The 26267-nt window shown below is 42.2% G+C and carries 23 protein-coding genes; 17 read left to right on the top strand and 6 right to left on the bottom strand.

What is annotated here, in order from left to right:
* The first annotated feature begins 18 nt into the window (after positions 1 to 18).
* Positions 19 to 1464, top strand: a complete 1446-nt coding sequence (locus ACFSRY_RS10555) for an SLC13 family permease (RefSeq protein ID WP_377506644.1) — start codon at positions 19 to 21, stop codon at positions 1462 to 1464.
* A gap of 610 nt (positions 1465 to 2074) precedes the next feature.
* Here ACFSRY_RS10555 and priA read toward each other — a convergent pair.
* From priA to rpsF, 6 genes are all read right to left on the bottom strand, one after another.
* Positions 2075 to 4606 (bottom strand): replication restart helicase PriA, encoded by a 2532-nt coding sequence (priA, locus tag ACFSRY_RS10550; protein WP_377506641.1) that lies wholly within the window; start codon positions 4604 to 4606, stop codon positions 2075 to 2077.
* A 120-nt stretch (positions 4607 to 4726) separates the two neighbouring features.
* Complete coding sequence (locus ACFSRY_RS10545) at positions 4727 to 6790, bottom strand: thioredoxin domain-containing protein (RefSeq protein ID WP_377506638.1); 2064 nt, start codon at positions 6788 to 6790, stop codon at positions 4727 to 4729.
* Between the two features lie 79 nt (positions 6791 to 6869).
* Complete coding sequence (locus tag ACFSRY_RS10540; RefSeq protein ID WP_377506635.1) at positions 6870 to 7856, bottom strand: GSCFA domain-containing protein; 987 nt, start codon at positions 7854 to 7856, stop codon at positions 6870 to 6872.
* Positions 7857 to 8064: 208 nt separating this feature from the next.
* The gene (gene rplI, locus ACFSRY_RS10535) at positions 8065 to 8508 is read right to left on the bottom strand and encodes a 50S ribosomal protein L9 (protein WP_377506632.1); all 444 of its coding nucleotides are present in this window, start codon (positions 8506 to 8508) and stop codon (positions 8065 to 8067) included.
* Between the two features lie 12 nt (positions 8509 to 8520).
* On the bottom strand, positions 8521 to 8772 hold the full coding sequence (gene rpsR, locus ACFSRY_RS10530; RefSeq protein WP_377506629.1) for a 30S ribosomal protein S18: 252 nt from the start codon (positions 8770 to 8772) through the stop codon (positions 8521 to 8523).
* The gene (rpsF, locus tag ACFSRY_RS10525) at positions 8772 to 9140 is read right to left on the bottom strand and encodes a 30S ribosomal protein S6 (protein WP_377506626.1); all 369 of its coding nucleotides are present in this window, start codon (positions 9138 to 9140) and stop codon (positions 8772 to 8774) included. The genes rpsR and rpsF overlap by 1 nt, the downstream gene beginning before the upstream one ends.
* A 492-nt stretch (positions 9141 to 9632) precedes the next feature.
* Between rpsF and ACFSRY_RS10520 the strand changes: the two genes are divergently transcribed.
* From ACFSRY_RS10520 to ACFSRY_RS10445, 16 genes are all read left to right on the top strand, one after another.
* Positions 9633 to 10958, top strand: a complete 1326-nt coding sequence (locus ACFSRY_RS10520) for a cytochrome c3 family protein (protein WP_377506622.1) — start codon at positions 9633 to 9635, stop codon at positions 10956 to 10958.
* Positions 10959 to 11001: 43 nt separating this feature from the next.
* Positions 11002 to 13992, top strand: coding sequence for a TAT-variant-translocated molybdopterin oxidoreductase (locus tag ACFSRY_RS10515; RefSeq protein ID WP_377506619.1), 2991 nt, complete (start codon positions 11002 to 11004; stop codon positions 13990 to 13992).
* Positions 13993 to 14012: 20 nt separating this feature from the next.
* Entirely contained in the window at positions 14013 to 15443 is a 1431-nt protein-coding gene (nrfD, locus tag ACFSRY_RS10510) for an NrfD/PsrC family molybdoenzyme membrane anchor subunit (RefSeq protein WP_377506616.1), read from the top strand.
* Positions 15436 to 15960 (top strand): DUF3341 domain-containing protein, encoded by a 525-nt coding sequence (locus tag ACFSRY_RS10505; RefSeq protein WP_377506613.1) that lies wholly within the window; start codon positions 15436 to 15438, stop codon positions 15958 to 15960. The genes nrfD and ACFSRY_RS10505 overlap by 8 nt, the downstream gene beginning before the upstream one ends.
* Complete coding sequence (locus ACFSRY_RS10500; RefSeq protein WP_377506610.1) at positions 15960 to 16649, top strand: c-type cytochrome; 690 nt, start codon at positions 15960 to 15962, stop codon at positions 16647 to 16649. Before ACFSRY_RS10505 ends, ACFSRY_RS10500 begins: the two co-directional genes overlap by 1 nt.
* Positions 16650 to 16673: 24 nt before the next feature.
* On the top strand, positions 16674 to 17924 hold the full coding sequence (locus ACFSRY_RS10495) for a quinol:cytochrome C oxidoreductase (RefSeq protein WP_377506607.1): 1251 nt from the start codon (positions 16674 to 16676) through the stop codon (positions 17922 to 17924).
* A gap of 24 nt (positions 17925 to 17948) precedes the next feature.
* The gene (locus ACFSRY_RS10490) at positions 17949 to 19013 is read left to right on the top strand and encodes a cytochrome c oxidase subunit II (protein WP_377506604.1); all 1065 of its coding nucleotides are present in this window, start codon (positions 17949 to 17951) and stop codon (positions 19011 to 19013) included.
* A gap of 19 nt (positions 19014 to 19032) precedes the next feature.
* Complete coding sequence (locus tag ACFSRY_RS10485) at positions 19033 to 20859, top strand: cytochrome c oxidase subunit I (RefSeq protein WP_377506601.1); 1827 nt, start codon at positions 19033 to 19035, stop codon at positions 20857 to 20859.
* Positions 20860 to 20867: 8 nt separating this feature from the next.
* The gene (locus ACFSRY_RS10480; protein WP_377506598.1) at positions 20868 to 21944 is read left to right on the top strand and encodes a COX15/CtaA family protein; all 1077 of its coding nucleotides are present in this window, start codon (positions 20868 to 20870) and stop codon (positions 21942 to 21944) included.
* Positions 21944 to 22846: a heme o synthase gene (gene cyoE, locus ACFSRY_RS10475; RefSeq protein WP_377506595.1), complete on the top strand. Its 903-nt coding sequence runs from the start codon at positions 21944 to 21946 to the stop codon at positions 22844 to 22846. Before ACFSRY_RS10480 ends, cyoE begins: the two co-directional genes overlap by 1 nt.
* A 2-nt stretch (positions 22847 to 22848) precedes the next feature.
* Positions 22849 to 23433, top strand: coding sequence for a cytochrome c oxidase subunit 3 (locus tag ACFSRY_RS10470; protein ID WP_377506592.1), 585 nt, complete (start codon positions 22849 to 22851; stop codon positions 23431 to 23433).
* 25 nt (positions 23434 to 23458) lie between these two features.
* Positions 23459 to 24205, top strand: a complete 747-nt coding sequence (locus tag ACFSRY_RS10465; protein WP_377506588.1) for a cytochrome c oxidase subunit 3 — start codon at positions 23459 to 23461, stop codon at positions 24203 to 24205.
* A gap of 79 nt (positions 24206 to 24284) precedes the next feature.
* A complete protein-coding gene (locus ACFSRY_RS10460; protein WP_377506585.1) occupies positions 24285 to 24626 on the top strand; it encodes a cytochrome C oxidase subunit IV family protein in 342 nt (113 codons plus the stop codon).
* A 9-nt stretch (positions 24627 to 24635) separates the two neighbouring features.
* The gene (locus tag ACFSRY_RS10455) at positions 24636 to 25307 is read left to right on the top strand and encodes an SCO family protein (protein ID WP_377506582.1); all 672 of its coding nucleotides are present in this window, start codon (positions 24636 to 24638) and stop codon (positions 25305 to 25307) included.
* On the top strand, positions 25285 to 25845 hold the full coding sequence (locus ACFSRY_RS10450) for a DUF420 domain-containing protein (RefSeq protein WP_377506579.1): 561 nt from the start codon (positions 25285 to 25287) through the stop codon (positions 25843 to 25845). The genes ACFSRY_RS10455 and ACFSRY_RS10450 overlap by 23 nt, the downstream gene beginning before the upstream one ends.
* Before the next feature lie 32 nt (positions 25846 to 25877).
* A complete protein-coding gene (locus ACFSRY_RS10445; RefSeq protein ID WP_377506576.1) occupies positions 25878 to 26138 on the top strand; it encodes a hypothetical protein in 261 nt (86 codons plus the stop codon).
* Positions 26139 to 26267 lie beyond the last annotated feature (129 nt).

Genomic DNA, 26267 nt, shown 5'->3' with positions numbered 1-26267 from the left:
GCAAAATTATAGCCGTATATGTTTCTTAGCCGCAGAAATACCGGTTTAGTTCTTGCTCCCTTACTAGCCCTGCTTGTATGGTGGTTCGCGACCGGGCTGCCTTACGAAGCTCGTATAGTGGCCACTATAATGGTTTTCTGCCTGGTGTTCTGGATGACGGAGGTTATTCCTTTGTCTATGACAGCCTTTCTGGGCGTTCTGCTGGCGGTACTTGTAGGAGTTGCCCAGATTGAAACAGCCTTTCAGAACCTGGGCCACCCCATCATACTTCTCTTTATAGGAAGCTTTCTGCTAGCCCGCTCCATGACACGCCATGGGCTTGACAGGCGCATCGCTCTATTTATACTTTCACAGTCTTACTTTCAAAAGAGCCTGTTTAGATTGTTCTTAGGCTTTTCTCTGGTATCCTATGTGCTGTCGATGTGGGTGAGCAACTCCGTTACAGTTGCCATGCTGTTGCCGCTTATGCTTGGGGTTACTAAACTGGTTTGTAAGCAGGAAGATAAAGAACGTGATTCCACGGTGCTTTTTTTGTTAGGTATCGCATACAGTGCTTCTATAGGAGGGGTAAGCACTATTATAGGTTCACCTCCTAATCTGATAGGTGTAAATTATCTTGCACAGCAGGGGATAAAAATTGATTTTCTCCAGTGGATGTTGCTGGCGCTTCCTATCTCCCTGACTGTATATGGCGGAATGTTGCTGTACATGTATTCTTACCTGAACAAAGCGGCTTATGACAAAAGAACTGTGGAAGCCTATGTGGAGGAGCGGCAGCAAAAAAGAGAAAGCCTGAAAAAAGGAGAAAAGGTCACCATGGGAGTATTTATACTCGCAGTCATTCTTTGGTTAGCTCCGGGCGTTTTTAACCTGTTAGGGCTTGAGGAAGCTTATACTTTTATGAGTACTTATTTTGCCGAAAGTACAGTAGCCGTGTTGGCAGCATTACTACTCTTTCTGATACCTCCTGGTAAAGAGAACAATGGAGAGGGAACAATTACATCAGAAGATTTGCTACGCATAGACTGGGATACTATTCTATTGTTTGGCGGCGGTATGGCTCTGGGGCAGTTGGTGGTAAGTTCTGGTCTTGCTGATATCATTGGCCGTGGCATAACAACTTTTATAGATCCTGAGCAGCAGGTCCTGCTTGTTTTCTCACTTGTTTTCCTGGTGCTGATGCTTACTGAAGTAAGTTCAAACACAGCCATAGCCATTACTTTCGTGCCGATTATCATTGGTGTGCTGCAGGGCCTGCAATTGCCCCTGCTCTACCCTGTATTGGGAGTGGTGGTGGCTTGTAGCTTCGCCTTTATGCTTCCTGTTGCAACTCCACCTAATGCCATTGTATATGGTAGTAAGCAGGTGCCGATAGCTAATATGGCGCGTACAGGTCTGCTCCTGAACATACTTGGCGCAGTTGTTACTACTCTTTTTATACTACTTTATATGATGGTGTTCTAAAGTAAAATAAAGCTCATCTGGTAGAAATTATATATCTTCCGAAGCTACAGCCAAACTTAAATCCACTTACCTTTACCAAACATGCAGAATCGCAGAACATATCGTATTGTTATGACCATTGCTTGCTTTGTTTTCGCAGGCTTTAATGGTTACAAAATATTACAAGGGAATTCTAATATTATAGATATATTTCTATTAATTATTTTCCTGGTTTTTGGTACAATTTACCTGTTTATTCTATTGCGGAAGCAGAAGGATGTATAACGGGAGGGGGTAGAAAGGAAAAACCTGAAAGTCTGTATTATCTTGGGAGACGAATAAGACTTTCAGGTTTTCAACTTTTAGCCAAAGGTACTATTATATACGGCAGTGGTTTTGTAATAGTTGTCAATGCCGGAAAAATATTTTTATTTTTTTCCGAAGCCATGAAATTGTTCTTTCCAGCCAGTTCATTTGATCGCTCTAATGCCGAGGCACCAGGACATTTGTTATGTAAAACATAGGTCATACGCCACAACTCAATAAAGAGCTACTGAGTGGTTGTCGTGCTTTAAATAATACAAAGGGTACAAATCGGGAATCCGTTCTTCCTGCGGCTCTTCAGGAGAATTTAAACAGGATCAACGTCGGCTACTATACGAATAGCCTTAAAATCAGGGAGAAGCCTTAAGTTAAATATAGCCTGTGCTACCTGAGACTTGGCTGCTCTCAAATTGGTAGTGTCTCGCTGTAGCTTTATATGAACCTCATTCAAAAAGAGGTTCCTTATCTTGAAGATGTAGGGCACCTCAGGCCCCAGAACCAGCTGTTTCCCTAGTCTATCCGCCAGATCTTTTGCCAGTACAATAGCTGCATTTTCAGAAATGCGCTCATCGGCGTGTTTTACTGTGATTCGGATCATACGCACGAAAGGAGGGTAATTAAAGCGCATGCGCTCCTCTATCTCATGCTCATAAAGGCTTAAGTAGTCGTTATTGCGGACTTTCCGGAAGATCGGTTGTAAAGGGTCGCGCGTCTGTATGATAACGGCTCCGGTCTTACCTCTTCTGCCTGCACGCCCACTTACCTGTACAAACAGCTGGAATGCCCGCTCATGGGCTCTGAAATCCGGGAAGTTTATGATGGTGTCTGCATTAAGTATGCCCACCAGGCTCACCTTCTCAAAATCCAGGCCCTTTGTTACCATCTGAGTTCCTACCAGGACATTGGTTTTTCCACTCTCAAATTCAGCGATAATCTGTTGATAGCTGTTCTTCTTCTTGGTGGTATCGAGGTCCATGCGCTGTATATCAGCATTTGGCAGGAGCAGTTTTAGTTCATCCTCTACTTTTTCCGTTCCAAAGCCCATACTCTTTAGTGTAGTGGCACCGCATGCCGGACAGTCGTGGGGCATGCGCTCGTGGTAACCGCAGTAGTGGCAGCGCAGTTCGTTGTTGTACTTATGGTAGGAGAGACTTACCGCGCAGAAGTTACACTTTGGAATCCAGGAGCACTCATCGCAGCTGATAAAAGGGGCATAACCCCGGCGGTTCTGGAACAGAATTACCTGCTCCTGGCGTTGCAGGCGTTCTTCAATGGCGGTTAACAGCTTACCAGAGAAATGGCTGTGCATGTTCTTCCGGTGCTGTTCCTCCCTAATATTTACTAACTCAATTTCCGGCAGCTGTGCCTCACCAAAACGCTTGGACATAGTTACGAGTCCCCACCGGCCAGTCTTACAGTTATAGTAAGTTTCTATTGAAGGGGTGGCTGATCCCAATAATGTTTTAGCACCTTGCAGGTTTGCCATCATCAAGGCTGTCTCGCGAGCATTGTATCGTGGTGCAGGGTCATACTGTTTATAACTAGCCTCATGCTCCTCGTCAATAATCACCAAGGAAAGATCATGGAAAGGCAGGAAAACAGAAGAACGGACTCCTACAACTACTTGAAATCGGCCGGAAAGTATTCCTTGCCACACTTCCGCACGTTCATTATCAGAGAACTTAGAGTGGTATACACCCAACTTTTCCCCAAATACTTTCATTAGGCGTGTCACGATCTGTGCTGTAAGTGCAATTTCAGGTAAAAGGTACAATACCTGTCCGCCTCCTTCCAGAGCATGCTTGATCAGGTCAATGTAAACTTCTGTTTTACCGCTTCCTGTCACTCCGTGTAGTAGCACGGTATCTTTTTCCTTGAATAGGCCTAGGATCGCATCTTTAGCCTGCTCCTGGTGCTCTGATAAAACTAAAGGCAGCAGCTTCTGCTGGCCATCTACAGGAAAACGGGAAACAATCTGGTCAAACTGCTCCAGCACTCCATTTTTAATAAGCGTATTGATGGAGGAAGCGGATAAATGCGGTGTCTTCGTTAGTTCGCTTTTCTCAAAGCCTTTGTAGTTCAGGTGGACGTCCTGGTGTACAGGCACTTTTTGAAGATAACTGAGCAACACATCCAGTTGTTTTGGTTGTGGTGTCAGCTGATTGAACAGCTCCTCCAGCATCCCCTCTTCCTGTACAAAGTGCTCAGAAATACGAATTTTCTTCACCACTTTAGGGGAGAATTTATCGCTTACCTGCTCATAAATGATTATCGCCTCTTTCTGAATAAGCGATTTTATAAACTTGTGGTAGCTTTTCATCTGAAGCAGGTTACCTATCTCAGTAAACGTGAGGGCCTGGTTGTTCTGTAGTGCAAAGATTATTTTCTCCTCCTGAACTGCCAGCTCTATTTCATCTTCCTCAGGGTTGAACTGCGGGTGAAGTTGTATCCGGGACTCACTGCTAAGTTTGAGAGCAGAAGGCAAGGCGGCGTTAATCACTTCCCCGAGGGTGCACATATAGTAGTCAGCAATCCATTTAAACAGCTTTAGCTGGGGCGTTGTAATGATTGGCTTATCATCCAGTGCATCCAGGATATACTTTGCCTGGTAATCAGCGGGAGCATTTTCATGTATCTCTGCTACTATACAGCTTAGCACCTTCTTCGAACCGAACTGCACAATTACACGCGCCCCCACCATCACATCATCATTCATATCGAACGGGATGCGGTAGGTATAGAGCTTTGGAAGGGGGAGGGGTAAGATTACATCGGCAAACAATGTAACACGCTCCACCACTTGCTCTGGCGGATAATTAAAATTAAGTAGTTCTGACAAAGGGTGAAACTAATGGTGCTACTGCAAAGGTCGTAAAAAATGAAGTAAATCCTGAGTTGTTCGAAGCTGAATTGTTGCCAGCCATAGGAAACATCTAGGATTTCATCATTAAATAAACCGCTACAACGACGGGAACTTTGTATTATCCTGCTTAACCTGCAGTTTTTCCAGTGCCTCAGCGGCTGTGTAAACAGGGAATTGGCAGGCTTTGTCGTAACAAACGAAAACGGTGGTTTTGCCCTGGTGGGCTTCTTTACCATCAAGTAGTGGCAGGTTGCTTTTTCCTGTAGTGCCAAGCAACAGCATGTTTGGCTGATAGAAGGAACTGATCTCAGCCCGCATTTCAGGTGCCTCCGGACCGACAATGGCTACTTCTGCTATAGGGGTTAACTTGTAATAATAAAGTATGGCCCAGTTACTTAAATGAGACGGTTCCTTTATCAACAGGTCCTTCATCTTGGCCAGCATGTTTTCTGAGATCGTTGTATACTGCTCTTCATCAAAATACAGGCCCAGCGTGTGCAGGTTGTTAGCCATCACAGAGTTGGAAGCGGGAATTACATTGTCCAATATCTCCTTTTTGCGTGCAATGAGTTGTTCTGCTTTCTTATCATTAAAAAAGAAGAACCCTTCTGTTTCATCGTAAAAATTCTCCAGTGTATAGTCAGCCATTCCTCTTGCCTGGTGCAGCCATTTTTCATCAAAAGTAACCTCGTATAGCCTTATGAAGGCAGCTATCAGTAAGGCATAATCCTCTAGAAAGCCTGCTATGGTAGCTTTCCCATTCTTGTAGTTATGGGAAAGCTTATTCCCCTTCTTAAGATTATTGAGCAGAAAGTTTGCATTGCGTAAGGCAAGCGCAAGGAAATGTTTGTTCCCGAAGGTGTAGTAGGCATCTGCAAGTCCTTTTAGCATCAGCGCATTCCAGGAGCAAAGAATCTTATCGTCTAGTGCAGGCCTTATCCGCGATGTGCGCACCTGCATTAGCTTCTCCTTCCAATTCTGCACCATATCCTGCAGTACTTCCAGCTCAAGTTCGTTTTCTGTTGCAAACTTCTCATCACTGATGCGGCGGTGCAATATATTCCGGCCATGTTCGAAGTTGCCAGCTGCTGTTATATGGTAGTACTTAGAAAAGAGAGGTTCCTCTGATTTTAGCAGCTTATGAAGCTCATCCTTTGTAAAGGTATAGAACCTGCCTTCTTCTCCTTCGCTGTCTGCGTCCAGGGAAGAGTAAAAGCCCCCTTCCGGGCTCATAAGCTCACGTTCCACAAAGTTAATCGTTTCGTAGACCACGTCGTGGTACAATGTTTCACGTGTAGCCTGGTACGCTTCGGCATATAAGGTAACGAGTTGACCGTTATCGTAAAGCATCTTTTCGAAGTGAGGCACCAGCCATTCTGCATCCACTGAATAGCGTGCGAACCCTCCGCCTATCTGATCATAGATGCCACCATAGGCCATTTCACGTAAAGTAAGGTGCAGGTGCTTCAGCGCTTTCTCGTCTCTTGTGTGGTGGTAATAGCGTAATAGCCAAAGGTAATTTGTCGGCATCGGAAATTTAGGTGCCGGTGAAAGTCCTCCGTGTTCTTTATCAAAACGGGAGCTAAGGTTTTTAAAGAGTAGGTTAAAGTCCTCTTCGCTAAGGCTAAGGTCATTCGACTTTAGCCCATACCTTTCTAATTCGCTTCTGTTAAGGTGCGTTACAAACTGCTCGGCGGAGGTATTTAATTCTTCCCGGTTCTTCTCATAAGCTTCGGCGATGTTAATCAAAAGATTAACCCACTGCTGTGGTTGAAAATAGGTGCCTCCGTAAAAGGGTTGCGCATCCGGATTAAGAAAAACGTTCAGAGGCCAGCCGCCCTGCAGTCCCATGGCTTGTAAGGCATCCATATAAACAGCATCTACATCGGGGCGTTCCTCTCTGTCCACTTTAATGCAGACAAAGTGCGTGTTCATTACCTCTGCCACTTTTGGCTTTTCAAAGGATTGGTGCTCCATTACATGGCACCAATGGCAGGCGGCATACCCTATGCTTACGATAATTGGCTTATCTTCTTGCCTGGCACGAGATAAAGCTTCTTCGCCCCAGGGGTACCAATCCACAGGGTTATACGCATGCTGTAGCAGGTAAGGGCTACTTTCGTGTATAAGCTTGTTAGGTTTGTTTTTATCTCCGGCCATGTCTTTATCCAGTTTACTCCTGGCTACTTTTAATTACGGACTTGCCGGGTAAAAGTATCAACAGGTTGGGAGTATAAATCTAGCCGGCCGTTTGTTGTTTTGCTACAATAGCCGCCTCTTCACGCACATCTACTTTATACTTCTGAGTTATGTGTTCTAATTGAGCTACCGTGTTCTCCAAAAACTTCTGATGAGATTTCGACTCTGGGTGAAACGGCTTGTGTTGTAGTGCACGCTGTATTTTAGCCCAATCACCAAGAAAGGCTTGGAATTCAGCATTGTAATAAGCGCCCACAAATTTTTGCCATATATAGTCCTCAGCCATGGAAGTTGGATGAATCAGATCATCTTTGTAGTACCTGTAATCGCGCAAATCATCCATCATCAGCTCAAAAGCAGGGAAATATAGAATACTTTCATGCTCCTGCTGGAGCTCATGACACACAACGCGCAGCAAAGACTTGCTGACACTGTTTATTAACATGGTCTCTTTAATATGGCGAACAGGGCTAACAGTAAGCAATATTTTGACACTTGGATTTAAAGCTACAATGCTCTCATACATTTCCTGGAAAGCCTGCTGAATTTCTTCCTGTTTTAACAGCTCCCTGGTAAAGTGCTTTGCCGGAAGCTTATGACAATTGGCTACTACATTGCCACTTTCTACTAATCTGTAGGCCACGGAGGTGCCCAGCGTAATGATTATTAGTGATGCCTGCTGCAGGTATTCATGGGTTCTGTTGATTCTTATTTGAATCTGCTCCAGTAGTTGTTCTTTATCAGGAGAGGAGAGGGAGGAATGAAGGTCATAGGCATACCAGATGCCGTTCTGTTGGACCAGGTGCTGTTCGAAGTTATAGGGGGTGCCAGAAGCGGCTTTCAATAGAAGACATACAGAAAGCGGGTTAAAGATAGTACCAAAGGGATTAATTAGTGCATCTACTTTGTTTTGCTGAAGTTTTGATCCTATGACTTCTGCGAAGCAGGAGCCAATTGTCAGGACCCGGTCATGGATGGTTAAGTTTGTACCGGCACTTTTAACATCTACCTCTGTACGGAACATCATATACTTCTTTGGTGGTGAAAGAAAACGCAGATATGGGTTGTATCAGTTGTACCCATGTATATCAACTAATATAAGGAAATTCTAAATGGGACCAGGTGTTTCAAGCCATTAGAAACTTAACAGGGGAAAGGTAAGTTACAGGTGGGGCATAAAAAAAGCGTTCTGCCTTTTGAGCAGAACGCTTAAGATAATAGTCTTCTAGATTCTGTTACTCAGAAACTACGTTGAAACGTACCTGATGCTTCACTTCCTTATGCAGGTTAAGTGTTGCAGTGTACTCACCTGCAGTTTTTACATCCTGGTCAAAAGAAATACGCTTACGATCTACATCGAAGCCTTTTGCTTTTAACACCTCAGAAAGCTGGTTAGTAGTTACTGAACCGAAAATCTTGCCAGTTTCACCAACTTTAGCAGGAATCTCAAGTGTAATGTCACCGATGCTGTTAGCCAGCTCCTGTGCATCATTCTGGATCTTTTCAGCTTTGTGAGCTGCCTGACGGATATTTTCAGCTACAACTTTTTTGTTAGAAACGCTGGCGATAACTGCCATACCCTGTGGGATAAGGTAGTTACGGCCATATCCTGGCTTAACTGTTACTGTATCGTTTTTGTAGCCTAAGCCTTTAACGTCATCTTTAAGTATTACTTCCATCGTTTGCCCTCCTTATTTTAAAGAATCTGTTACATAAGGTAAAATAGCAAGGTGTCTTGCTCTGGCAACAGCCTGAGATACTTTGCGCTGAAACTTCAGGCTTGTACCAGTAAGTCTTCTAGGAAGGATCTTACCCTGCTCGTTTACAAACTTCAGCAGGAAGTTACCATCTTTGTAGTCGATATACTTGATACCGCTTTTCTTGAAACGGCAGTATTTCTGACGATTTTCTTGCTTGTGGATTCTTTCGTTAACTAAGCTCATTATCCTTTAACCTCCTCTTTTTTAGCTTGTGATTTGAACTCTCCGTTTCTTCTGCGCTCGTTGTAAGCAACAGCGTGCTTATCAAGGGCAGTAGTTAAGAAACGTACAACTTTTTCATCACGGCGATAAGCCAGCTCAAGCGCGTCAACAACGTTGCCTGGAGCTTTAAACTCAACTAGGTGGTAGAAACCAGTTGACTTCTTCTGGATTGGGTAAGCCAGTTTACGAAGACCCCAGTTCTCTTCATGAATAATGTCGGCGCCATTTTCCTTAAGCACCTGTCTGAACTTCTCGACCGTTTCTTGCATCTGCACCTCGTTCAAAAGAGGAGTCAGAATGAAGACCGTTTCGTAATTTCTCAATTCCATTCGGTTCGATATATGATTTTTATTAAAGGGTGCAAATATAGAAGGAGTTTTTCTATAAAGCAAGCTTAAGCAAAAGTATACCGTGAGACAATGGAACGATAGGGTAGATGGCTCAATTTGGTATGTAAAATTACACCTTCTATATATAAGGTGTAGCACATGGCTGTAGCTCAGGAAAAGGGAAGTACTATAACAGGGGATTTTCGAACAAAAGACAGAAACGATGGTTTTTGTATTTAGGTGTTTTTATAGTACAATACTTAGTTGTTTGGACAGGGGAGGTTTTTGATATTATTTAAATCAATTCTAAATAAAAGGCCTTTGCAAATGTTAAAAGAGGCATTTGCCTAGTAAAGAGCCAACAAAAGTATCCAACATCTGAGGGAGTCCAAAAATAACCTTATTCAGTTTGATTAATGAAATTCGAGTAGTAGATTTGTGCCCGTAAAGTAAATTCACCATTATACTAAACACACACAAGTGATCTTGGCTATGATTAGCTGTATACTTAAAACTAAATCCAAAGTTTTCCTTGCCTTCTTACTTGCGTTGGTTGTCTCTTCTGGCGCATTTGCCCAGGAGCAAGAGAAAGCCAGTGAGCAAGCTGAAGTGGCAACGAAAGGAGTAGTGCCAGGTGCTACTGAAGGTGCAACTACAGACGCAACTCCAGCAGGTGACCCTGCAGTAATTAGTGCAGGCGAGGCTCTGTTCAAAAACAATTGTGCTGTTTGTCACTCGGCAGGAACAGATGTAATCGTTGGTCCTGGTCTACAGGGTGTCAGCGACAGAAGGAATGAGGCCTGGTTGATTAAGTGGATTAAAAATTCACAGGCACTTATTCAAGCCGGAGATCCTGAGGCTGTTGCTGTTTACAATGAGTACAACAAGCAGGCGATGCCTTCTTTTGCTTTCTCTGATGATGAAGTAAAGGCAATCTTAGCTTACGTTGAGTCTGGTAAAGGTATTGTTTCAACTGTTGTTGAAGGTCCGGAAGGAACAACTCCAGGTGAGAATATAGGAACTGAGGCTATTGGTGCTGTAGGCGGCTATCTGGATATCATCCTGGTAGTGCTTATTGTTGTGTTGATAGTATTAGTGGTGACACTATTGCTGATCACTTCGCTTCTGAAGAACTACCTGAACAAAACCCGCACTTTAGATGAGTATGACAATGAGGTTGTAAACCAGCGTTTCGATTTCTCTAAAATATATAAGTCAAAAGCAGTGCGTACGCTTGTTGTGTTGATATTTGTAGTGGTATTGATAGACCTTACAATAGAAGAGACAATGGGTATTGGTATACAGCAGGGGTACCAGCCAAAGCAGCCAATTGCTTTCTCTCATAAACTGCATGCTGGTGAGCACCAGATAAACTGTAACTATTGCCACACAACTGTTTATAAGGGTAAGAGTGCCAGCATACCTTCTGCAAACATATGTATGAACTGCCATAGCCAGATCAAAACAGAGTCTCCAGAGATTCAGAAGATTTACAGAGCTATTGAGCGAAACAGGCCAATTGAGTGGGTGCGAATTCACAACCTTCCAGACCTGGCATACTTTAACCACTCACAGCACACGCAGGTTGGTGGTGTAGAATGCCAGACGTGTCACGGTCCAATCGAGGAGATGGATGTAGTTTATCAATATTCTCCTTTAACAATGGGCTGGTGTATTGACTGTCATCGTGAGACTCCATTGAACACAGAAGGTAATGAGTACTACGATAACTTAGTGGAACTGCATGAGGAATCTTCAAAGGGAGCATTCACAGTTTCATCTAATGGTGGTACGGAGTGTTCTAAGTGTCACTACTAATCATTTTGATTTCTATTAAGTATTCGAGTTTTCTAGATATAATATGCAAGACAGAATAAAATACTGGAAAGGTATTGAGGAGTTGGAAAATACTCCTGAATTCGCAAAGCATGCTCATAATGAGTTTCCAGAATTCCTGCCGGTAAATAGTGAGCCCGGTGGAGATGAGCCTTCTTCTGGCGGTAAAACCGTAAGACGAGACTTTTTAAAGTTGTTAGGGTTTAGCATGGCTGCTGTGTCTCTTGCTTCGTGTGAGGCACCAGTAAGAAAAGCTATTCCTTACCTTAACAAGCCTGTTGATGTGGAACCAGGAATTGCAAACTGGTATGCTTCAACATATTTCCTAAATGGAGATTACAATAGTATTCTTGTTAAGACCCGTGAAGGACGACCTATTAAAATAGAGCCAAACCCAATGTCAGAGCTGACACCTTTTGGCACAAGCCCAAGAGCTCAGGGTTCATTGCTTGGCTTATATGATACAAACCGCCTGCGCTATCCGCTAATCAAACTTGATGAAGCAAATTGGGAGGAAGTGGATAGGCAAATAAGAGCACGCCTTGCTAATGTAAATGGTAAAGTGGCTTTTGTTTCTTCTACAATCATAAGCCCAACTACAAATAAACTTATAAATGAGTTTGGAGCTGGTTTTGCCAACTTTGAGCACGTTACATATGACGCGCATTCTGTGTCTGGTTTATTACAGGCAAACGGAGGCGTGATACCTGGATATGACTTCAGCAAAGCAGATGTAATTGTAGGCATAAATGCTGATTTCTTAGGTACATGGGTAGCACCCGTACCATTTGCAAAGCAGTACATCCAGACAAGGAAATTGGATGCTGATAACCCGAAGATGTCCCGTCATTACCAGTTTGAGACGATGTATTCCTTAACTGGTGCAAACGCAGATTTTCGTCAGCCAATCAGACCTTCTGAAGAGGCGGCTCTGGTAACTGCTCTATACAAAGGAATAACAGGACAAGGTGCAGGTGCTGCTTCTGACTCTAAGGTAGTGGCTACGGCTATTAAAGAGTTACTGGCAAACAGAGGCAAAGCGCTTGTTGTTTCCGGATCCAATGATCCAGGTATTCAAGTGATGATCACTGCTATAAACAGTGCGCTTGGAGCTGAAGGAACCACGATAGATACAGCTTCTCCATACTATGTGAAGCAGGGTAGCGATGGGAACATGATTCGCCTGATCAACGAAATGAACGCTGGTACTGTTGGTGCAGTGTTCTTCTACGATGCAAACCCTGTATATAACCATCCGCTATCTGCTAAAGTAGTTTCAGGTTTAAGTAAAGTTGACTTGAAAGTATCTTTTGCTGACAGGGTTGATGAAACTGCTAAGTTCTGTGATTTTGTTACTCCGGATCATCATTACCTGGAGTCATGGAATGACTTTGAACCGAAGAAAGGATATATAAGCTTAGCCCAGCCGGCTATAAGCCCTATCTTTACAACCCGTCAGATGCAGGATAGCTTGCTAACATGGGGTGGGAATACCTTAAACTACTATGAATACCTGAGAAATAACTGGCGGCCAATTGCAACCGGTGATTTCAATGCATTCTGGGAGCAGGTATTACATGATGGAGTTCTGCAAAATGGAACAAGTATGTTATCTGTAGCTGCAGTTGCGGCTCCACTATCAACACCATCTGTAAAGGTTATACCTACAAGCCCAATTGAAGGTGTGCTTTATGAAAAAGTAAGTATAGGTACCGGAGAGCTTGCTGGTAACCCGTGGCTGCAGGAGTTGCCGGACCCAATCTCAAAAGCAACGTGGGGTAATTATGTAGCCATGCCGCGCAAAATGGCTGAAGAGATGGGTGTTGTTCAGGGCGATGTATTGATAGTAACACTGGCCAATGGGCAGAATATTGAACTTCCTGCCTTAATGCAACCAGGACAGGCGAATGGTACAGTAAGCATTGCCATGGGCTATGGCCGAAAGGTTGAGGCACTGCCTGTTGCGAAAGGACTGGGTGAAAACGCCTACCCATTAGCCACTGTCATTGATAATGTGGTACTATATACAGGTCCTGTAAAATTAGAAAAAACAGGCGCTGTTTCCCCAATTGCCCAAACGCAAACACACCATACGATCATGGATCGTTTAGTTGTACAGGCGAGTACATTAGCAAAGTATAAAGAGAATCCTAAAGAAGTTACAACGTATATCCGTTTAGCAACCCATGATGGTCCTGTTAAGCCTGCTACTATCTCTCTTTGGGATGATTACGAATACAAGAACCACCATTGGGGTATGGTTATCGACCTTAACTCCTGTATTGGTTGTGGTGCCTGTACAATGAGCTGTAATGTTGAAAACAACATTCCGGTTGTAGGTAAAGCCGAAGTTCTGAACCGTCGTGAGATGCACTGGATGCGTATCGACAGATACTACAGCGCAGTAGAACACGAGGAGAAGGATTATGCAACGATGGAAGACCCTGCAGAAAATCCAGCTGTAGTGTTCCAGCCAATGCTTTGCCAGCACTGTAACCACGCACCATGTGAAACTGTTTGCCCTGTTGCTGCTACCATGCACAGCTCAGAAGGTATCAACCAGATGGTTTATAACCGTTGCGTAGGTACTCGTTATTGTGCAAACAACTGCCCTTATAAGGTACGCCGCTTTAACTGGTTCGCCTATGCGAACAACGACAAGTTTGACTTCAACGAGCCAATGAACAGTGATCTTGGCAAGATGGTGCTGAACCCGGACGTAACAGTTCGTGGAAGAGGTGTTATGGAAAAGTGTTCTTTCTGTGTTCAGCGTGTGCAGCTAGGAAAGCTAGAAGCGAAGCGTGAAAACAGAAGACCGAAGGATGGTGAAATCGTGACTGCCTGTGCTCAGTCTTGCCCTACTGAAGCGATAGTATTCGGAGACATGAAGGACCCAGAGAGCCGCATATCACGAATACTTGCTCGTCAGCAAGGGGAGCGTGCATTCCATGTATTGGAAGAGCTTAACGTTCAGCCAAACATAACATACCTGACAAAAATTAGAAACTTAGCTTAAAATTAAATTTCGAGAGCGTTATGCAGCATGTATCTCCGATTAGGGAGCCTCTTGTAACGGGGGGTAAAACATACCACGACATCACCGAAGATGTCTGCAGACAGGTGGAGGCTAAGCCCAACGTGCGTTGGGCCGCTGCCCTTGCTGTAGCTTTAGTCGGCTTAGCTATATTTATGTACTCAGTATACCGTACCCTGTGGTTCGGTATCGGTGAGTGGGGACTAAATAAAACTGTAGGATGGGCATGGGATATTACCAACTTCGTATGGTGGGTAGGTATCGGTCACGCCGGTACACTGATCTCAGCTATCCTTTTACTGTTCCGTCAGAAGTGGAGAACTTCAATTAACCGAGCAGCTGAGGCGATGACAATTTTCGCCGTAATTTGTGCTGCGATGTTCCCTGTTCTTCACATGGGGCGTCCTTGGTTAGCTTATTGGGTACTTCCATTACCGAATACATTTGGTTCACTTTGGGTAAACTTTAACTCACCACTTCTTTGGGACGTATTTGCGATCTCTACTTACTTTTCAGTATCATTGGTATTCTGGTACATCGGTTTGATTCCAGACTTCGCAACCATCCGTGACAGAGCAGTAGGACCGATTGCAAGAAGAGCATATGCTGTCTTATCCTTTGGTTGGACTGGATCTGCGAAAGCATGGTCTCGATATGAAACAGTATCTTTGATCCTTGCAGGTCTTGCGACACCTCTTGTATTGTCAGTACATACAATCGTATCATTTGACTTTGCAACATCAGTTATACCAGGATGGCACACCACAATCTTCCCTCCATATTTCGTGGCAGGTGCGATTTTCTCTGGATTTGCCATGGTATTAACGTTGATGATCATTACACGGAAGGTGTTCCATCTGGAGCACTACATTACGCTTGAGCACGTGGAGTCGATGAACAAGGTAATTATCCTGACAGGTTCTATCGTTGGTATCGCCTATACTACAGAATTCTTTATCGCCTGGTATTCAGGTGTTGAGTATGAGCAGTATGCCTTCATCAACCGGGCTTTCGGACCCTACTGGTGGGCTTATTGGTCGATGATGACTTGTAACGTAATTACTCCTCAGCTTTTCTGGTTCAGAAAAATCAGAAGAAGCTTAACAGCTACTTTCATCATATCGATCTTTGTGAACATCGGTATGTGGTTTGAGCGATTCGTTATTATCGTTACCTCTCTGCACAGAGATTACCTGCCGTCTTCTTGGGCAATGTTCTCTCCAACTATCATTGATATAGGAGTATATGTAGGTACCATTGGTCTGTTCTTTACGCTGTTCCTCCTGTTCGCGAAATTCTTCCCGGTAGTGAACATGGCTGAGGTGAAGGCAATATTGAAGTCTTCCTCTGGTGTAAAGCATCACAACCATGCAGATACAATGCATGCTACTGAAAAGGAATTGAATACAAATACACATCGAAGCAATGAATAAGAAATTTGTTCTAGGGATTTATGATGATGAGGATGTGCTGCTGACAGCCATCGAAAATATCCGCGCTGCCGGTACTAAAATATATGATGTGTTTTCTCCATATCCTGTACACGGTATAGATGATGTATTAGGCATCAAACGCTCAAGATTACCTATTGTTGCTTTCTTTTGCGGCCTGTTCGGAACATCTTTCGCTTTATGGATGCAGATCTGGATGCTAGGCTTTGACTGGCCGATGATCATAGGTGGTAAACCGCACATTGCATTACCATCTTTTATACCAGTAACTTTCGAGTTAACAGTATTATGTGCTGCTTTCGGAATGGTGATAACTTTCTTCATAGTAAGTAAGCTGAAGCCATCACTCAGGGTAAATGTGTTCGATAAGCGTTCTACGGATGATAAATTTGTAATGGCTATCGAAGTAAAAGAAGGTGTAACAGATCTTTCTGCACTAAATAACCTGCTTCGATCTAACGGTGCAATAGAAGTCAATGAGAAGGAGGTAGTAAAATAATGAAAAGATTTAATAAAATAGGTTTTAAAGCCTCAGCCATACTTTTCTCTTCTGCAGCTATATTTGCCTGCAGTAATGAACAAGATCCGGGGTTGGAGTATGCTCCTGATATGTATCATTCTATTCCCCTTGATCCATATTCTCAGATAAAAGAGAATAAATTCAACCCAGGAGGTATGAACATGCGTGAGCCTGCAAAAGGAACGGTTCCTAGAGGTAAGCAAGGGTATAATTTATATCTTTCTGTAGACACAGCCGAGGTTGCAGGTGTTGAACTAACAAACCCTCTTCAGAAAAATGAGGAAAACCTGGCGCAAGGTAAAGTTTTGTACAGTCGTTTTTGTGCACCATGTCATGGTGAAAACGGAGATGGACAAGGTTTAGTTGGTGTGAAGTTCAAAGGTGTACCATCATACACTGCTGGTCGTGTAGCTGAATTACCAGCAGGACATATTTACCATGTAATTACAATGGGTAGAGGCAGAATGATGCCTCACGGTTCCCAGGTAAACCCAACAGAGCGATGGAAAATAGTAATGTATGTTCAACAGCTTCAAAAAGGTGAGACAGGAACAACTGTAGAAGCTGGTTCTGATGCTAAGGAGGAAGCCGGTGGAGAAGCTATTACAGATAACCCTGTAACAGGCACCCCGGAAGATACTCCCAAAAGAGAAACCCCTAAAAACTAAGTCTAAGGCATAATTTAAAAGATAATGACAGAAGAAAGACTCATCATTTCTAGAAAAACGAACAATAAGTTTTTCTTAATGATAGCTGTAGGTGTTGTGCTACTTATAGCAGGTATCATCTTCATGGCTACAGGCGGAGGGGCAGAACACCATGGAGAGGCTGCTGCTGCAGGTCATGAGCCAGCTTCCTGGACAAAGCGTTTATTTGTAAACCTTTGGCTAAACAATGTGTACTTCACAGGTATTGCTCTGATAGGAACATTTTTCGTTGCTGTTCAATACGTAGCATATGCCGGATGGTCAGTTTTAATTAAAAGAATACCAGAAGCACTTAGCTACTACTTACCAATTGGTGGTATTGTAATGCTGGTGGTGTATTTATTTGGTTCTCATGACATATTTCATTGGACACATGAGTACCTGTACGATGTAAATGATCCAAGGTATGACCCGATCATTGCTGGTAAATCAGGATACCTTAACACAGTATTTTTCCTGATCAGAATGGTTGTTTTCTTTGCTCTTTGGATCATCTTCTTTAATTGGTTGAGAAGATTGTCAATTAACGAAGATTTACACGGAGGCACAGGTTATTACCATAAAAGCATCACAGTTTCTGCTATATTCCTGGTAATATTTGGTATTTCATCTTCCATGTCTGCTTGGGACTGGGTGCTATCGATTGATCCACACTGGTTCTCTACAATGTTTGGTTGGTATGTATTCGCGAGTTGGTTTGTTTCAGGACTTGCTGCTACAACTTTAACAGTGATTATTTTAAAGCAGAACGGTTACCTGAAAATGGTAAACTCAAACCACCTGCACGATTTAGGTAAGTTTGTTTTTGCCTTCTCTATTTTCTGGACCTACATCTGGTTCTCTCAGTTTGTACTGATCTGGTATGCTAATATTCCTGAAGAATCTATCTACTTCCTGGAGCGATTGAATGATCACTACCGCTGGATATTTTTTACTAACCTTATCATAAACTTTGCCTTCCCTTTCCTTGTTCTAATGACAAGAGATGCGAAGCGTCAGATGATCATGCTAAAGATTGTAACAATAGCTATCCTGTTAGGTCACTGGTTAGATTTCTACCTGATGATGATGCCTGGAACAATGCGTTCAGATGCAAGCATCGGGTTTATAGAGATAGGAACGACCTTAGTATTCCTGGGAGTGTTCCTGATTACCTTCACTAAAGGATTGACTAAGGCTTCTCTTGTTCCGGTTAACCACCCGTTCCTGGAGGAGAGTGTTCACCATCATGTTTAGAGAATATACTAAAAGCGTTAAATAATGATTACGATCGCGATAGTTTTATCCATACTTTTATTACTGGTTGTCCTGTTCCTCCTTTTCAGGATTGGTACGCTTGCTTCAATATTCAGAGGCTCTTCAAAGCGTGCAGCAGGTACAACTCCAACGAGCAACAAAGTGAACAGTATGCTGTTCCTTTTGTTCCTGATCTTTGGTGGTGCAGCGTTTGCCTGGTCTTTCTCAGATTCCTGGGAAACTATGAACCTTCCTCTTGCCTCTGTGCATGGTGAATGGACAGATGACCTGTTCTGGACAACAATGATAATCATCGGAATAGTTTTTGTGATTACGCACATTCTTCTATTCTGGTATTCATACAAGTACCAGCACAAGGATGAAAAAAGAGCTTATTACTACCCTCATAACAACAAGCTGGAGATTGTTTGGACAATGATCCCTGCAGTTGTGATGGCACTACTGGTATTTGGTGGCTGGAAAACCTGGACAAAAATTACAAGTGCAGCTCCAGAAGATGCAGTGGTAATAGAGGTAATGGGTAAGCAGTTTAACTGGATGGTTCGCTATCCGGGTGAAGATGGCAAGTTAGGTGTAGCCAAGCACACACTAATAACTGCAACGAATGAATTCGGAGTTGATTTTAGTGATGTAAATGCATTAGATGACTTCATGCCGATGGAAATCCACGTGCCGAAAGGAAAGCCTGTTCTACTGAAAATCAGATCAAGGGATGTAATTCACAGCGTGTTTATGCCGCACTTCCGTTTGAAAATGGATGCAGTACCAGGTATGCCTACCAAGTTTTGGTTTGTGCCAACTAAGACTACTTACGAGATGCAAAATGAGACGGGTAACCCAGACTTCAAGTATGAACTTGCTTGTACAGAAATTTGCGGACGTGGTCACTTTGCAATGAGATTCATTGTGGTAGTAGATGAGCCGGAAGATTATGAAGCGTGGTTAGCCGCACAAAAGCCTTTTGTAGAACAGAATCCTGAAGTTCTTGCTGCCTTTCAAACTGAAGCATCTAAAAAGCTGACGGCTGAAAATACAACTGAGGTAGGAGAGGTAAAATCAGAATTGTAGCATTTAAATACTAATAAAAATGTCTAGTACAGATATCTCTATCGATAAAGATGTACATCATGCCCATGAGGAGCATGATCACCATCACGATCAGAACTTCATTGAGAAGTACATCTTTAGCCAGGATCATAAAGTAATTGCAAAGCAATTCCTTTTTACTGGTATGGCATGGGCTTTCGTAGGTGGTTTTTTATCAATTATCTTCCGCTTACAGTTAGGTTGGCCTGAGGCAACTTTTACCTTCCTTGAACCTATCCTAGGAGGTTGGGTTGAGAATGGAAAGTTAAATCCTGAATTCTACCTGGCCCTTGTTACAATGCATGGTACCATCATGGTATTCTTTGTTTTGACAGCCGGACTTAGCGGTACGTTCGCCAACTTCCTGATTCCATTGCAGATAGGTGCCCGTGATATGGCTTCAGGATTTATGAACATGCTTTCTTACTGGATTTTCTTCCTGTCAAGTATAGTAATGTTCATGTCAATTTTTATAGAGACAGGACCTGCTGCAGGTGGTTGGACTGTTTATCCACCTTTGAGTGCCCTTCCACAAGCTATTCAAGGATCTGGAACAGGTATGACGCTGTGGTTGATCTCTATGGCATTGTTCATCGTTTCAACGCTACTAGGAGGAGTTAACTATATCACTACTATCATCAACCTTAGAACAAAGGGAATGTCGATGGCAAAGCTGCCACTTACAGTGTGGGCTTTGTTCTTCACCGCTATACTTGGTTTGCTTGCATTCCCTGTACTATTCTCAGCTGCATTGCTGCTGATATTTGATCGTAGCTTTGGAACCAGCTTCTACTTGTCAGACATATATATAGCCGGAGAGGCACTTTCAAATACAGGTGGTAGCCCTATCCTTTTCCAGCACTTGTTCTGGTTCCTGGGTCACCCGGAGGTATACATAGTAATCCTTCCTGCTTTTGGTATTGTATCGGAAGTAATTGCTACAAACTCTAGGAAACCTATCTTTGGTTACAGAGCGATGATTGGATCAATGATAGGTATTTCTGTACTGTCATTTGTTGTGTGGGCTCACCATATGTTTGTGACAGGTATGAATCCATTCCTGGGATCTGTTTTCATGTTCCTCACGCTTATAATTGCTGTGCCTTCTGCAGTTAAGGTGTTTAACTGGATAGCTACACTATGGAGAGGTAACATACGTTTCACTACTGCGATGCTATTTGCTGTAGGCTTCGTTTCTCTTTTCATCTCAGGTGGATTAACAGGTATTATCCTTGGTAACTCTGCCTTGGATATCCAGTTGCACGATACATACTTCGTTGTTGCTCACTTCCACCTAGTAATGGGTGCCGCTGCTTTCTTTGGTATGTTTACTGGTGTTTATCACTGGTTCCCGAAGATGTTCGGAAGGCTCATGGATGAGAAATTGGGTGCTGTACACTTCTGGTTAACATTTATTTCTGTTTACCTGGTGTTCATGCCAATGCACTATATAGGTATAGCCGGCTTCCCAAGACGATACTATAACTGGACAGGTTTTGAAACATTCAATATATTCACAGACCTGAACACGTTTATCAGTATTGCTGCTATCTTAGGTTTCAGTGCCCAGTTTGTTTTCCTGTTCAACTTTATTTACAGCATCTTCAGAGGCCGTAAATCAACGCCTAACCCATGGCATTCGAATACACTTGAGTGGACAACACCAGTGTTGCCAGGACATGGTAACTGGCCAGGAGATATCCCAGCAGTTTACAGATGGCCATATGACTATAGCAAGCCTGGTGCTGCTGAAGATTTTATTCCACAAAACATACCTTTCTCAGAAACGCAGTCTTCAAACCTGCCGCAAGAGAAAGATTTTGAATAAAACTTTTAATGTCAGTAAAATCTTTTCAGTATAAAAGGTTTAAATATATTGGAGTACTTACAGTTCTGGCTGTATACTTTCTAATATTAGTCGGGGGAATTGTTCGTAGTACTGGTTCAGGTATGGGTTGTCCGGACTGGCCAAAGTGCTTCGGAAGTTGGGTTCCTCCGACTGATGTTAGCCAATTACCAGAAGACTACCTAGAAGTATACAAAGAAAAGCGAATAGAAAAGAATCAGAGACTGGCGGGAATCCTTGATAATATGGGATTCGAAAAATTATCCGCGTCTATCTTTTCTCATCCGAGTCAGTATATTGAGACTGAGTTCAATGTAACCAAGACATGGATAGAATATTTAAATCGCTTAGTTGGTGTACTGATAGGTATTTTTATTTTCCTGACATTAGTTTTTTCAATCCCTTACCTTCGAGAAGATAAAGCGGTATTTTTTCTGTCATTAGGAAGTTTTATTGTAGTTGGTTTTCAAGGTTGGTTAGGATCAATAATTGTATCCACTAATTTACTTCCCGTAACAGTAACTATACACATGGCACTTGCTCTTGTGCTTGTAGCTATGTTGCAGTATGCTGTTACCAGAGCCCAAAAAAATAATTTCTCCGGCCGATTTAAATATTCAGGAAAGGTCAATATTGTTATCTGGATTGTTGCCATAACAACTTTTGCACAAATTCTTTTAGGTACTCAAGTAAGAGAAGAAGTTGATATTGTGGCCTTCTCTATGAATGGGGAAAACAGAGAAGCATGGGTAGATGAGTTGGGAATCAGTTTCTACATTCATCGTTCTTACTCAATACTTATACTAGGTTTACACGTGTACCTGGCATATTTACTGTATAGGTTGAAAGATAAAACAATGACCAGGATGACTAACACTATGCTCCTATTGGTAGCAATAGAAGTAGTTTTTGGCATTGTGATGGCGTATTTTGCCATTCCTGCATTCTTACAACCTCTACATCTTACTTTTGCGGCACTTTTATTTGGAGTGCAGTTTCAATTGTTAATACATTATCATTATGCCTCACGTAAGGCATATCGAAACACAGTAGCAGTTTCTAACTAATGATATCAGAAAGTAAAGAGACACTGTCGTTACAATTTTTTATGGCTCAAAAAGCATCTGCATTTTTCAAGCTCCTTAAGTTCAGGTTAAGCTTCACAGTAGCTTTTTCTAGTGCCATAGGTTTTATATTGGGCTACCCCGGTGCCTCCTATCTAGATATTGCTATGGTGATGTTAGGAGGATTACTGGTAACAGGCTCCGCTAATATCATCAATCAGGTATTGGAAAAAGACCTGGACAAGTTGATGAAGCGCACAGCTAAAAGGCCATTGCCCACTGGGCAGATAAGTTTATCAGAGGCAATAGTCTTTTGCGTCATGTTAGGTGTTGCCGGTACTCTTCTTTTAGGAATATACTTCAATACACTAGCTGCAGCGCTGTCTTTACTGTCACTTGTATTGTATGGCTTTATCTATACTCCTTTAAAACGCATCAATCCCATTTGTGTATTTGTTGGTGCTATTCCAGGAGGTATGCCACCATTAATCGGATGGGTAGCCGCTACAGGAGCTATAGAAATAGAAGCGATCATATTATTTGGTATTCAGTTTTTCTGGCAGTTTCCGCACTTTTGGGCTATTGCTTGGGTATTGGATGATGATTATAAGAAGGCTGGATTCAAAATGCTTCCTACCGCAGGGGGCAAAAATTTGAAGACAGCAATTCAAATTATGATCTATACCTTAATGCTGATTCCACTTAGTCTTTTACCTCTTCAGTTTGGCATGACAGGGGCAACTTCGGCGATGATTGCAGTTGTATGCGGAGTTTTATTTTTGGCTCAAACATTTTACCTCATGCGCACTTGTACAAAGAAAGCTGCCATGAATATAATGTTCGGTTCATTTTTGTATCTGCCAATCGTGCAGATAGCGTTTGTTTTAGATAAAGTTAATCTTTAGTGATGGTGGAAAATAAAATAGAAGAGCAAAGATCAACATTGGGCGTTCACCCATTAAAGTTTTCGCTGTGGTTGATTATTATAAGTATAATTATGATGTTTGCAGCCTTTACAAGCGCTTACATTGTAAGGAGAGAGGAAGGGAACTGGTTAGAGTTTGACCTGCCTACCGTTTTGCTTATTAATACTGTCATTATTATTGCAAGCAGTATTACTATGCATTGGGCTTATGAATCTGCAAAGAAAGATAACCTACAGCATTTAAAGCTTGCGCTTGTGCTAACAGCTGGGTTAGGTATTGCTTTCCTGGTAGGTCAGTGGAACGGATGGGCTGACCTTGTTCAGAATAATGTTTACTTTGGTGGAGCACAGAGTAACCCTGCTGGTTCATTTCTGTATGTTTTAACTGGTGTGCATGGATTTCACCTGATCACTGGGCTCATATTTTTGTTAATCACATTAATTAGCAGTTTAAAATACAAAGTTCATTCTAAGAATATGCTCCGTATACAGTTGTGCACTATTTATTGGCACTTTTTAGGCGGACTTTGGCTATATTTGTACATCTTCTTAAGAATTAATCACTAAACACGTTTTTTTCAATACATAAACTATGTCTACTTCAACTACGCTGGAAGCACCTAAGTCAGGTACATGGGACGGTGGTAATGAGCCATTAAAAGCGAGCTACGGAAAACTAATGATGTGGTTTTTCCTGCTGTCAGATGCATTCACATTTGGTGCATTCTTAATTGTTTATGGTTTATCCCGTCATAAGCACTTACCATACACAGGTGAGCCGGAAGCTTTCACATTTTCAACGCAATGGTGGCCGATTCCTGAAAAAGTTTTTAATGCTTTCCCTGGATTCCATGGAGTGGATCTTCCATTAGCATTCGTTGCTTTGATGACCATGATCTTGATCCTTAGTTCTGTTACAATGGTACTAGCTGTTGAGGCTGGTCACCGTATGGATAAGAATGATGTGCAGAAGTGGTTGCTTTGGACAATTTTATTTGGTAGTATCTTCTTGGGCTGTCAGGCATGGGAGTGGGCTCACTTTATAACTGGTACTGAAGAAGGTATGATACTTTCTGACGGTACGCGAGTTTTTGGTGCTAACTTGACTATCAATCAATATGGCCCGCCATTGTTTGCTGACCTTTTCTTCTTTATAACAGGTTTCCACGGTACGCACGTGTTTTCTGGTGTTGTTCTTCTTATCATGATCTTCATCAATACTGTGAATGGTGTTTACCATAAGCGTGGCCACTATGAAATGGTAGAGAAAGTAGGTTTATACTGGCACTTTGTAGACCTTGTTTGGGTATTCGTGTTTACATTCTTCTACCTGATATAATTAAGATTAAACTATAAAATAACTGTAAAAGGAGCCTCGCTGTAAATAATAAGAAAGGCTTTTAAAACATACAGAATATATGGCAACGCATCACGATAACGATTTCCACCAGACAGGAGAGATACCTAAAGCACAAACAAAGGCAATCTGGAAAACCTTTGGAATACTTGTTGCTTTAACGGCACTTGAATTCGTCTTCGCGTTTACTATGGACGCGGGTACTTTAAGAAATGCTATCTTTATTATTCTAACCATTTTCAAAGCATTTTATATTGTTGCAGAGTTCATGCACTTAAAGCATGAAACTAAGGCTTTGATCTGGTCAATACTTATACCAATGGCATTGGTAGTATGGCTGATGGTTGCATTATTATCAGAAGGTAGCTACTACTTTGAATCTGTTACAAATTACTTCAATTAAATTACTGAAATGAGTAATGTAAAGGCACTAATATTAGGACTTCTACTATTAGTGCCTATTTTCGTTTTTATTTTCATCTCAACTTTTGGTGAGCATCATTTTTCGCTCAGAACATATTTTCCAAAAGTAGATGATGCCGGTGAGGTGGTATATAATGAAAAGGGAGATACTGTTTTTAACAGAGTTCCTGATTTTAAACTTACTTCCCAGCAAGGAGAAACTATCTCTCAATCCGAAGATCTTTCTGATGTTATTTACGTGGCAGATTTCTTTTTTGCCCGTTGTACAAGCATCTGTAAAAAGATGTCTTCTCAACTCTCACGGGTACAGGAAGCCTACAAAAACAATCCTTCTGTAAAGCTTGTTTCCATAACTGTTAATCCTGAACATGATTCTGTTGCCGTTCTGCAAAATTATGCAGCGCAATATGGGGCTGACCCTGAAAAATGGATGTTATTAACAGGACCAAAAGATGAAATATATTCCTTAGCTCAACAGGGCTTTTACTTACCAGTACAGAAGGTAGAGGGGCAGGATGATTTTATTCATAGCGAAAAGTTTATGCTTGTTGATAAGGAACAGCGGGTAAGGGGCATATATGATGGCACAGATCCAAAAGATGTTGATAGGTTAATAATAGAAATAAACGTTTTACTTGATGAGTACAGTAAAAGCAAATAATGGAAAACTTACAAGTGGTAGTGACAAGAAAGTCTTAACGCTTATTGCTGTATTATCTGTTGCCATTCCTGTGGTTGTTGCTATCCTGTTCTTTTTGCCAAAGTCTGGCCAATCCAATGTTGATGTTTCCTATTTGCCTGGATTTCATGCGATATTAAATTCATTAACAGCTGTAGCTCTAATTATAGGATACTATTACATAAAGAGGAACAATATTAAAGCACATAGAGGAGCCATGCTGGCTGCTTTTGGGCTTTCGGCTATTTTCCTTGTTTCCTACGTTACTTACCATTTTCTGGGACAGCGTACAATATTTGGGGGAGAGGGCTTTTTGAAATATTTTTATTATTTCATTCTGCTAACGCACATTCTGTTGGCAATTGCCATTGTACCTCTAGTCTTGCTTTCCGTATATTTCGGGATAACAAACCAATTGGCAAGGCATCGTCGTATTTCCAGATGGACCTTCCCGATATGGCTCTATGTCGCTGTTACAGGAGTGCTGGTTTATCTATTGATTTCCCCTTACTATACCTGAAACCAGTGAGCTAATTTAACTGTTGTATAGTCATGAAGCTTAAAGTAAATAAAGTTTTAACAATTCTGGGTCTGGTCCTTACAATGACCTTAACAGGTTCCGATGCCTATAGCCAATGTGCTATGTGTAGGGCTACTGTAGAGTCTAATGTGGGTACTGGTAGTAAAGAGCCAGAGTCTGAAGTAGGATCAGGTTTGAATACTGGTATACTTTATCTTATGATAGTTCCTTATATACTGATTGGTTCCGTTGGGCTATTGTGGTATAAGTATAGTAGAAAGAAAAATGCCTAAGACTTCTGGTTTAGGCGCAATTCTTGCATGTCGTTGTCCGCGTTGCAGGAAAGGTGTTTTTTAGCACACTCTTTTCTTAACCTGCGCAAGTTTAACCTAATGCATACTAGTTTCCCTGTGTTACCATTA

Origin of the sequence: Pontibacter locisalis, assembly GCF_042684605.1 — a bacterium.
GTDB lineage: Bacteria > Bacteroidota > Bacteroidia > Cytophagales > Hymenobacteraceae > Pontibacter > Pontibacter locisalis.
This window is presented reverse-complemented; position numbering and strand designations above follow the sequence as displayed.

Bases quoted from the DNA above. Each gene is read 5' to 3' on its own strand.
- ACFSRY_RS10545 (WP_377506638.1), bottom strand. From the start codon at position 6,790: ATGGCCGGAGATAAAAACAAACCTAACAAGCTTATACACGAAAGTAGC.
- ACFSRY_RS10465 (WP_377506588.1), top strand. From the start codon at position 23,459: ATGTCTACTTCAACTACGCTGGAAGCACCTAAGTCAGGTACATGGGAC.
- ACFSRY_RS10555 (WP_377506644.1), top strand. From the start codon at position 19: ATGTTTCTTAGCCGCAGAAATACCGGTTTAGTTCTTGCTCCCTTACTA.
- ACFSRY_RS10480 (WP_377506598.1), top strand. From the start codon at position 20,868: ATGTCAGTAAAATCTTTTCAGTATAAAAGGTTTAAATATATTGGAGTA.
- ACFSRY_RS10470 (WP_377506592.1), top strand. From the start codon at position 22,849: ATGGTGGAAAATAAAATAGAAGAGCAAAGATCAACATTGGGCGTTCAC.
- rpsR (WP_377506629.1), bottom strand. From the start codon at position 8,772: ATGAGCTTAGTTAACGAAAGAATCCACAAGCAAGAAAATCGTCAGAAA.
- ACFSRY_RS10515 (WP_377506619.1), top strand. From the start codon at position 11,002: ATGCAAGACAGAATAAAATACTGGAAAGGTATTGAGGAGTTGGAAAAT.
- ACFSRY_RS10520 (WP_377506622.1), top strand. From the start codon at position 9,633: ATGATTAGCTGTATACTTAAAACTAAATCCAAAGTTTTCCTTGCCTTC.
- ACFSRY_RS10500 (WP_377506610.1), top strand. From the start codon at position 15,960: ATGAAAAGATTTAATAAAATAGGTTTTAAAGCCTCAGCCATACTTTTC.
- ACFSRY_RS10540 (WP_377506635.1), bottom strand. From the start codon at position 7,856: ATGATGTTCCGTACAGAGGTAGATGTTAAAAGTGCCGGTACAAACTTA.
- ACFSRY_RS10455 (WP_377506582.1), top strand. From the start codon at position 24,636: ATGAGTAATGTAAAGGCACTAATATTAGGACTTCTACTATTAGTGCCT.
- ACFSRY_RS10445 (WP_377506576.1), top strand. From the start codon at position 25,878: ATGAAGCTTAAAGTAAATAAAGTTTTAACAATTCTGGGTCTGGTCCTT.
- nrfD (WP_377506616.1), top strand. From the start codon at position 14,013: ATGCAGCATGTATCTCCGATTAGGGAGCCTCTTGTAACGGGGGGTAAA.
- rplI (WP_377506632.1), bottom strand. From the start codon at position 8,508: ATGGAAGTAATACTTAAAGATGACGTTAAAGGCTTAGGCTACAAAAAC.
- ACFSRY_RS10495 (WP_377506607.1), top strand. From the start codon at position 16,674: ATGACAGAAGAAAGACTCATCATTTCTAGAAAAACGAACAATAAGTTT.
- ACFSRY_RS10505 (WP_377506613.1), top strand. From the start codon at position 15,436: ATGAATAAGAAATTTGTTCTAGGGATTTATGATGATGAGGATGTGCTG.
- ACFSRY_RS10490 (WP_377506604.1), top strand. From the start codon at position 17,949: ATGATTACGATCGCGATAGTTTTATCCATACTTTTATTACTGGTTGTC.
- ACFSRY_RS10450 (WP_377506579.1), top strand. From the start codon at position 25,285: ATGAGTACAGTAAAAGCAAATAATGGAAAACTTACAAGTGGTAGTGAC.
- ACFSRY_RS10460 (WP_377506585.1), top strand. From the start codon at position 24,285: ATGGCAACGCATCACGATAACGATTTCCACCAGACAGGAGAGATACCT.
- rpsF (WP_377506626.1), bottom strand. From the start codon at position 9,140: ATGGAATTGAGAAATTACGAAACGGTCTTCATTCTGACTCCTCTTTTG.
- ACFSRY_RS10485 (WP_377506601.1), top strand. From the start codon at position 19,033: ATGTCTAGTACAGATATCTCTATCGATAAAGATGTACATCATGCCCAT.
- cyoE (WP_377506595.1), top strand. From the start codon at position 21,944: ATGATATCAGAAAGTAAAGAGACACTGTCGTTACAATTTTTTATGGCT.